This window comes from uncultured Rhodoblastus sp. (assembly GCF_903903185.1).
Taxonomy (GTDB): domain Bacteria; phylum Pseudomonadota; class Alphaproteobacteria; order Rhizobiales; family Beijerinckiaceae; genus Rhodoblastus.
In genome coordinates, this window is record NZ_CAIUXT010000125.1 from 1 (window position 1) to 7281 (window position 7281).

The 7281-nt window shown below is 56.4% G+C and carries 8 protein-coding genes; 7 read left to right on the top strand and 1 reads right to left on the bottom strand.

Annotated elements, in window-relative coordinates; all coding sequences use genetic code 11:
• A partial coding sequence (locus tag QZY01_RS11585) for an IS1595 family transposase (RefSeq protein ID WP_294537304.1) occupies positions 1 to 660 on the top strand: 660 nt, incomplete at its 5' end.
• A 44-nt stretch (positions 661 to 704) separates the two neighbouring features.
• Here the strand turns inward: QZY01_RS11585 and QZY01_RS11590 are convergent.
• Positions 705 to 1193, bottom strand: a complete 489-nt coding sequence (locus tag QZY01_RS11590; RefSeq protein ID WP_294537307.1) for a hypothetical protein — start codon at positions 1191 to 1193, stop codon at positions 705 to 707.
• A 53-nt stretch (positions 1194 to 1246) separates the two neighbouring features.
• Here QZY01_RS11590 and QZY01_RS11595 point away from each other — a divergent pair, with 53 nt between their 5' ends.
• From QZY01_RS11595 to QZY01_RS11620, 6 genes are all read left to right on the top strand, one after another.
• Positions 1247 to 2074: a DUF433 domain-containing protein gene (locus QZY01_RS11595; RefSeq protein WP_294537309.1), complete on the top strand. Its 828-nt coding sequence runs from the start codon at positions 1247 to 1249 to the stop codon at positions 2072 to 2074.
• The gene (locus QZY01_RS11600; RefSeq protein WP_294537311.1) at positions 2071 to 2223 is read left to right on the top strand and encodes a hypothetical protein; all 153 of its coding nucleotides are present in this window, start codon (positions 2071 to 2073) and stop codon (positions 2221 to 2223) included. Before QZY01_RS11595 ends, QZY01_RS11600 begins: the two co-directional genes overlap by 4 nt.
• Positions 2224 to 2306: 83 nt before the next feature.
• The gene (locus QZY01_RS11605) at positions 2307 to 3242 is read left to right on the top strand and encodes an IS1595 family transposase (RefSeq protein ID WP_294537313.1); all 936 of its coding nucleotides are present in this window, start codon (positions 2307 to 2309) and stop codon (positions 3240 to 3242) included.
• A gap of 353 nt (positions 3243 to 3595) precedes the next feature.
• A complete protein-coding gene (locus QZY01_RS11610; protein ID WP_294537315.1) occupies positions 3596 to 4363 on the top strand; it encodes a nucleotidyl transferase AbiEii/AbiGii toxin family protein in 768 nt (255 codons plus the stop codon).
• Positions 4364 to 5546: 1183 nt separating this feature from the next.
• Positions 5547 to 6659 (top strand): efflux RND transporter periplasmic adaptor subunit, encoded by a 1113-nt coding sequence (locus QZY01_RS11615; protein WP_294537317.1) that lies wholly within the window; start codon positions 5547 to 5549, stop codon positions 6657 to 6659.
• A partial coding sequence (locus tag QZY01_RS11620; RefSeq protein ID WP_294537320.1) for an efflux RND transporter permease subunit occupies positions 6656 to 7281 on the top strand: 626 nt, incomplete at its 3' end. The genes QZY01_RS11615 and QZY01_RS11620, both read left to right, overlap by 4 nt.

Genomic DNA, 7281 nt, shown 5'->3' on the forward strand with positions numbered 1-7281 from the left:
GCCAGCCATTCTAACGGCATCTCCGCCTTGCAACTCCAGGCGCAGCTCGGCCTCGGTTCCTACAAGACCGCGTGGCTCATACTGCAGAAGCTTCGCCGCGCCATGGTCGATCCCAACCGCAGCTTTCTGGAAGAAATCATCGAGGTCGACGAAAGCGACATTCCCTACCGCACCAAAGCCGATCCGATCGCTGGCGGCCAAGGCCGCAGCGCCATCGGCAAACTCCATATCATCGGCGCCGTCGAGCTATCGCCCGAAGGCCAGACGCGCCGTATCCGTCTCGCGCCGCTGGAAAATTTCTCGGCGACCAGTATCGGCGCCTTCGTCGCCAACGCTGTCACGCCCGGAGCGACAATCCTCAGTGATGGGTTTTCTGCCTATAAGAGCCTGAAAGGCTACAACCACCAACCGAAAGTGGTCGGCAAAATGGCAGCACATGTCGTGATGCCGGGGATTCATCGCGTCTTCGCCAATTTCAAGCGATGGGCGCTCGGCACGTATCACGGCGTCCGAAAGGCGCACCTACGCCGTTACCTCGAAGAGTTTGTCTTCCGATGGAATCGGCGACGCCACATGAAATCGTCGTTCGACACGCTACTCGATATCGCCGCCCACCTACCGCATGCCCGATACCGGCAATTCGTCGATCAAATCGCCTAACAGACAAACCCCTATTTCCCTACAAATCAGACCGAAAGCTCCACTTAGGCGCCTTTCACGTAAGGATTGCCGTTCTGGTCCAAAACCGTAATGATTTCATCATCGATTTTAACTTGATCTGTCCGCCCACGCAGAATCCCAGCGTTCTTCATAGCCATATGCTGCCCTTCCATGGCGAATCGCGGGACAAAAAGATAAAATAACCGCCCTTCATATTTAACACGGCATCCATTCAACAAGACATTACGTAGCATATTACTTGTACTTTCAGTGAATAACACAAAATTTACTTCACGTCCAATCGCTCTCCAACACTCTACATATCTCTCATATGGATGTCGTTCGACGCGGTCAAATAGATCGCCGCTTTCGCCAGCATACATCACCGTATGGCTTCCAAAACCATGATTCTCACCAGCTCTATTTTCTGACAACAATACATAACAACCCGCCAAACGCATCCTTTCGCATGGTTCGAATCGTTCAAGCGCAAATCGATGCAACTTACCAAAATCATCAATCAAGACAGGCATTTACGTTTCCAGTTTGGAAAACCTCATGTGTAATCCCGAAAAGGAAACCAGAAATGAGTAAATATTTCGAAAACGACCCATGGGATCAACTCGAAGCTGAAATCGCAGCAGATCCAACATTACTCTCCGTTAGTCCACGAACCCCAGGAATCGCCTTTGACCTTTCTGCCATGCCGAAACGCGATGAAGTCGAAATGGCTTTCCACGTTCTAAACCTCAAAGGTGAATCATGGGAATGGATGGGGGCGCGAATTGGAGTTTTTGCCGAAGGCCACCAACGCTACGACCTTGAGCTTTTCGCCCCATTCGATCCGGACTACCAAATTTCTCAAGCCATTCATGAAAAAGATATCGAGTTCCAGCCCGCAGAAATTGATGATCCGACAATCCTTGCTGTTCTCGCCGAACTCTCCAACTGCCGCCCAAGCCAACCTTGCCTGCGGGCAGAAATAAATGGCGTCACGATCTGGTATGACACGCTCGCACCAACGCCCAACTACACCATTCACGCTTTATCGCCGTACGTCGGAGAAACACCTGATCGCCGATCACGCGACCGGCATTTGAATCAACGCCACCATTCGACTACAATTCAAAGGATATGGAGGATGAAAATGGTAGCTCTTAAAAAGCCGCCGGCTGTTCCTGCCGAGGTGGTTAGCGACCCGACTGTCATGAGCGGCGAGCCCGTCGTACGCGGCACAAGAGTGCCCGCTGAGACAATCGTCGCCTATCTCCGCGCCGAAAGAACGAACGTGGAGATTTTCGAAGACTATCCGACCTTACCGATCGATGGAATCGACGCCGTCATTCAGTGGGCCGAGAGAATAATCGGCCCCAACTGGCGCACCTCTCACAAACAAAAAGACTCATCCCGTTGACTGAAAAGATCTTCATCGACGAATGCCTCACCGCCGCCTTGGTCGCCGTCGCTAAAAACAGAGGCATCATCGCCGATTACGGTCCCCATATCGGCAAACAAGGATGGCAGGACTGGAATATTGTTCCTTTCGCACTGGAAAACGATTGACGCTTATCCCCTTGAATCAGGTCGCCCTATAAGTAGCGCCAGACAAGCTTGACGGCCTTGACGAATGTTCTAAATTCGTTCCCATGACGAGCCGCTGGAAACACGACCGCCCAATGTCTCGAACCGCCTTCAACGAGCGGTTTCCAGACGATACGGCCTGTGCTCGATTCCTCTTGGAAAAGCGATGGCCGCAAGGATTCGTCTGCCCGGCTTGCGGCGGTCAAAAAGCTTGGGAACTCGCCACCAAGCGCTTCACCTATGAATGCGCCGCCTGCGATCGCCAGACGTCCGTCACCGCCGGCACCATTTTCCATCGGAGCCATCTCGACCTGCTGACCTGGTTCCAGGCGATCTACGCCATCGCCAGCCATTCCAACGGCATCTCGGCCCTCCAACTCCAGGTACAACTCGGCCTCGGTTCCTACAAGACCGCCTGGCTCATGCTGCAAAAGCTGCGCCGCGCCATGATCGATCCGGATCGGTCTCTTCTCGAAGACGTCGTCGAAGTCGACGAAAGTGACATTCCCTATCGCACCAAGGGCGACCCGATCGCCGGCGGCCAAGGCCGCAGCGCCGTCGGCAAGCTGCATTTCATTGGCGCGATCGAACTCTCGCCAGACGGCCATCCGCGCCGTATCCGGCTCACGCCGCTTCAGGACTTCTCGGCTTCCAGCATTAGCGCCTTCGTTTCCGGCGCAGCCACGCCCGGCGCAACAATTCTAAGCGATGGCTTCTCGGCCTATCGCAGCCTCAAGGGATACAACCACAAGCCCAAGGTCGTTGGCAAAATGGCGGCGCATATGATCCTGCCATGGATCCACCGCGTCTTCGCCAACTTTAAACGCTGGGCGCTCGGCACATATCACGGCGTCCGCAAACCGCACCTGCAACGCTATCTCGAAGAATTCGTCTTCCGCTGGAATCGTCGCCGCCACATGAAGTCGTCGTTCGACATGCTGTTCAGACTCGCCGCCGCGCTACCGCATGCGGGATATCGACAATTTGTCGATCAATATTAAATTTCAATAACTTGGACTTTACCGTCAATGACGATAGAAACCCCTTCAGCCGCCCCGCAATCAGCAATCGATGAACGACTGCGCTCCTACGCGCATCAATACTGCTGGGATATGAATCCCATTGACGCAACAACGCGAAAAAGCCGGGTCGTGTTACGCGTCATGGATTTTGGCGTATGGGACGACATTCTCGACATCGAACACACATTTGGAAACCAAGAACTATCCTCGATTCTAATTAACGCGCCAGCAGGATCGCTACGTCCACGTTCTTGGGCCTTTTGGCACTATCGCCTAAAACTCACTCCTCCTGGTGAAGCCCCCCCAGCTCCACCAGAACGAAAGACAATGTAATGCCCACGCAATATTCAATTTTACCACCGTCGCAAACGGCAATTCTCAATGATCTGAAGCCATTCGCGTCGCTTGGATTCGCGCTCTACGGCGGCACCGCGATAGCGCTTCAGCTCGGTCATCGCGAATCGATCGATTTTGACTTTTTTACCTCAAACGCCATCGACCGCAACGCCCTGCAACAGGCTGCACCCACCTTAAAAAATGCTGTCATCCTTCAGGATGAAATTGACACATGGACAATTCAAGCATTTCCCCTCGGCCAGAGCGAGCGCCCCGTCAAAATATCATTTTTCGGAAACTTGAACTTCGGCCGTGTCGGCACGCCACGCTTTACAGACAAAAACGAATTACTTCTTGCGTCGCTCGATGACCTCCTTGGCCATAAACTCAAAGTACTGCTGCAACGCGTCGAACTCAAAGATTACCAAGATATTGCCGCGCTAATCCGCGCTGGTTGCCGTCTAGAGCGCGGCCTCGGCGCCGCTCTCTCACTCTTCCCGAATATGTTCCCGCCCGCAGAAGCAATGCGAGCGCTAACATATTTCCAGGGAGGCGACCTCAATCTGCTTTCAAAAAACGAAAAGGCCACAATTACAACAGCAGTATCGTTAACTGGCGCCATAGAAGCAATGCCAATTATCGCACACCACCTCACATCGCGCGAAAACGACGGGCCTAGAAACGACGACAATCCAGCGGATGGCACGCCAAAAAACGTTCGACTTCAACAAAAAAAGCCGCGCAGCTCCGGATGGGAACGGTGACCACTACATATTGAATTACCTTATTTAACGGGATAAGCCGCAAACGATTATATCATTGTCACAAACAATAGACGACATTTTCTTAAAGAATACATAAAGCTCGACCTGCACAATGGATTACTCATTATCGTCCCCAACGTCGAACGGACAGACCAAATTCGTTTATTTGAAACCGCGATCGACACAGCACTCAGTCTCGGAAACGACCTTATAAATAAGATCGTTGAAGTTCTCGCCGATGGATCTGTCCACGTGCGGACCTGGACTACCGAAGAACATGACATCGGCCATATCGACAATCCGAAATGGCGCTGAATCGACTCCGCGCCAAAAATCCTTTTTGGCCCACTAACAAACCACTAAATCTCGCGTCGCCTGATCGAACGGGATAAGCCTCAGGGGAAATCCCAAATAATCGATTTTCTCGATTCAGAAATTTGTCGACGCTTCCTCATGTCGCGAGAAAACAGGCTGCGCGCAACCCGGCTGCATGGGTCGCGGCGGAGGATTGCCGGCGGCCTTTGTGCCAAGGCGCCGATGATCTTGCCCGGAGCGCCGAGCAGTGTGACCAGCGAATTCGTGGCTACCGCCGCAACGCCAGGGCCGCGACTCGATTTGACTCCCGAGGTCGCAGTAAAGCCTGCGCGATTGAAGCACATATTGTAACGCCGCCCCGGCGACGCCGATCAACCCGAGCCGTGCGTCGGTCGCCTAAGCGCGGGCATGGATGCGCCGGAACCGCAGGCCGCACGGCTCGGCGGAATGAGGATCGAAACGTCATGACCGAGATCACGCTGCCCGCAACGCGCCAAAATATCGCCCCGATTCGTCCGACGGCGCAGGCTCAAATATTCCTCAAGCGCCCGTCATGGCCATGTCCGCCACGAAAAAGGTGATCCCAATACCAACCAAGGAACGCCGAATCGCGCCGATCCATCCGCTGAAAAACTCCGATCGTCCTTCAGGCGCCTTACCTACCGACGCTGCCAACCCTTAATCCCAATGGCCGTTCACCAGCGATGAAGATCAAGAAAAGTTGTTGCGGTCATGCTCTCTAAGACATTGATGGCAAGATATGATTTTTTTAGGCGTTGCTCATCGCGTCGATGGCGGCCATAGTGTTGTGCTATAGCTCAGCCTTATGTCTAGCTGGGGCTCCTGGCGACGAACATGAGGGAATGCCTTGACTCCGACTGAATTTCATCCCGGATCGGGGCGCGCCCGGACGCCGATTCTTCCCGTCCTTCTGGCGCTTGCTTTGGCCATGGCGGGCTGCAAGGTCGAGAAAACCTCTGAAGCGCCGCCGCCGCGTCCGGTTCGCACCGTGATCGCCGAAAAAACCGAGCTGGGACAATCCGTCGTTCTGACCGGCCAGATTCTGGCGGAGAAGGAAGTCGCCCTCGCCTTTCGTATCGGCGGCCGAATCATCGAAAGAAAGGCCGAGGTCGGCAACCGCGTCACCCCCAATCAGGTGCTAGCGAAACTCGATCCGCAGAACGAGTTGAACGGATTGCGCTCGGCGCGCGCCGCTCTGTCCGCCGCCGAGGGCCGGCTGGCGCAGGACAGCAACAATTTCGAGCGGCAACAGACGCTGCTGAACCGGGGTTTCACGACCCGGGTCCTGTTCGACCAGGCGGAGCAGGCCTTGCGCACGTCGCGGGCCCAGGTGGACGACGCCAAGGCTCAGCTGCACATCGCCGAGGACCGGGTCAGCTATACCGAACTCAGGTCCGATGTCGCGGGAACGATCACCGCGCGGCGCGCCGAATCGGGCGAAGTCGTGCAGGCCGGGCAGATGGTGTTCCAGGTGGCGCGCGATTCGGGCTGGGATGCGGTGTTCGACTTGCCGGCACAGGTGATTCGCTCGGCGCCCGCCGACGCCGTCATCGTCGTCTCGCTCACGGACGATCCTTCCGTCACTGCGCGGGGCCATGTGCGACAGGTCGATCCGCAGGCCGACCCGATCACCCGGACCTTCAAGGTGCGGGTCAGCGTCAACGACCCCCCGGCCGCCATGCGGCTCGGCGCCGTGGTCACCGGACGGATGGAAATGGAATCGGCCCAGGGCATCGCCGTTCCCGCGAGCGCGCTGACGGCGCTGGACGGGTCTCCCGCTCTGTGGATCGTCGATCCTGCGAAACTGACCGTCAAGCTGCATCCGGTGGAGGTGCTGCGTTTCGATCCGGGAACGGTGGTGATCGCCAGCGGGCTCGAAGGCGGCGAGATCGTCGTCACGGCGGGCGTGCAGGCGCTGCATCCCGACCAGAAAGTCCGGATGCTCGGGGCGCGCTCATGATCGGCCCAAATCTTTCCGATTGGGCGCTCAAACACCGGTCCTTCATCGTCTTCGCGATGATCGCCATCGTCGCCGCCGGCCTCGCCTCCTATTACCGTCTCGGGCGCAACGAAGATCCCGCCTTCACCTTCCGCACCATGATCGTGCAGGCGGCCTGGCCGGGCGCGACGATCGACGATACGCTCCAGCAGGTGACGGAGCGGCTGGAGCGCAAGCTTCAGGAAACCAAGGGCCTCGATTACCTGCGCAGCTATACGAGTCCCGGCGTCGCCACGATCTTCGTCAACCTTAAGGGCTCGACTACCGCCGCCCAGGTGCCGGACATCTGGTATCAGGTGCGCAAGAACATCGGCGACATCCGCCGCACCCTTCCCGCCGGCGTCGTCGGACCCGGCTTCAACGACGATTTCGGCGACACCTACGGGCTGATCTACGGTTTCACCGCCGACGGCTTCACCCATCGCGAATTGCGCGACTATGTCGAGGACATCCGCTCCAAGCTCTTGCAGGTCAAGGACGTCTCGAAGATCGAGATTCTCGGGGCGCAGGACGAGCAGATTTTCGTCGAATTCTCGACGCAAGTGCTCGCCGGCCTCGGCATCGACCGCGCCGCCCTGATCGC

Excerpts from the sequence above, each read along its gene's own strand:
- QZY01_RS11605 (WP_294537313.1), top strand. The coding sequence starts at position 2,307 with ATGACGAGCCGCTGGAAACACGACCGCCCAATGTCTCGAACCGCCTTC.
- QZY01_RS11610 (WP_294537315.1), top strand. The coding sequence starts at position 3,596 with ATGCCCACGCAATATTCAATTTTACCACCGTCGCAAACGGCAATTCTC.
- QZY01_RS11590 (WP_294537307.1), bottom strand. The coding sequence starts at position 1,193 with ATGCCTGTCTTGATTGATGATTTTGGTAAGTTGCATCGATTTGCGCTT.
- QZY01_RS11595 (WP_294537309.1), top strand. The coding sequence starts at position 1,247 with ATGAGTAAATATTTCGAAAACGACCCATGGGATCAACTCGAAGCTGAA.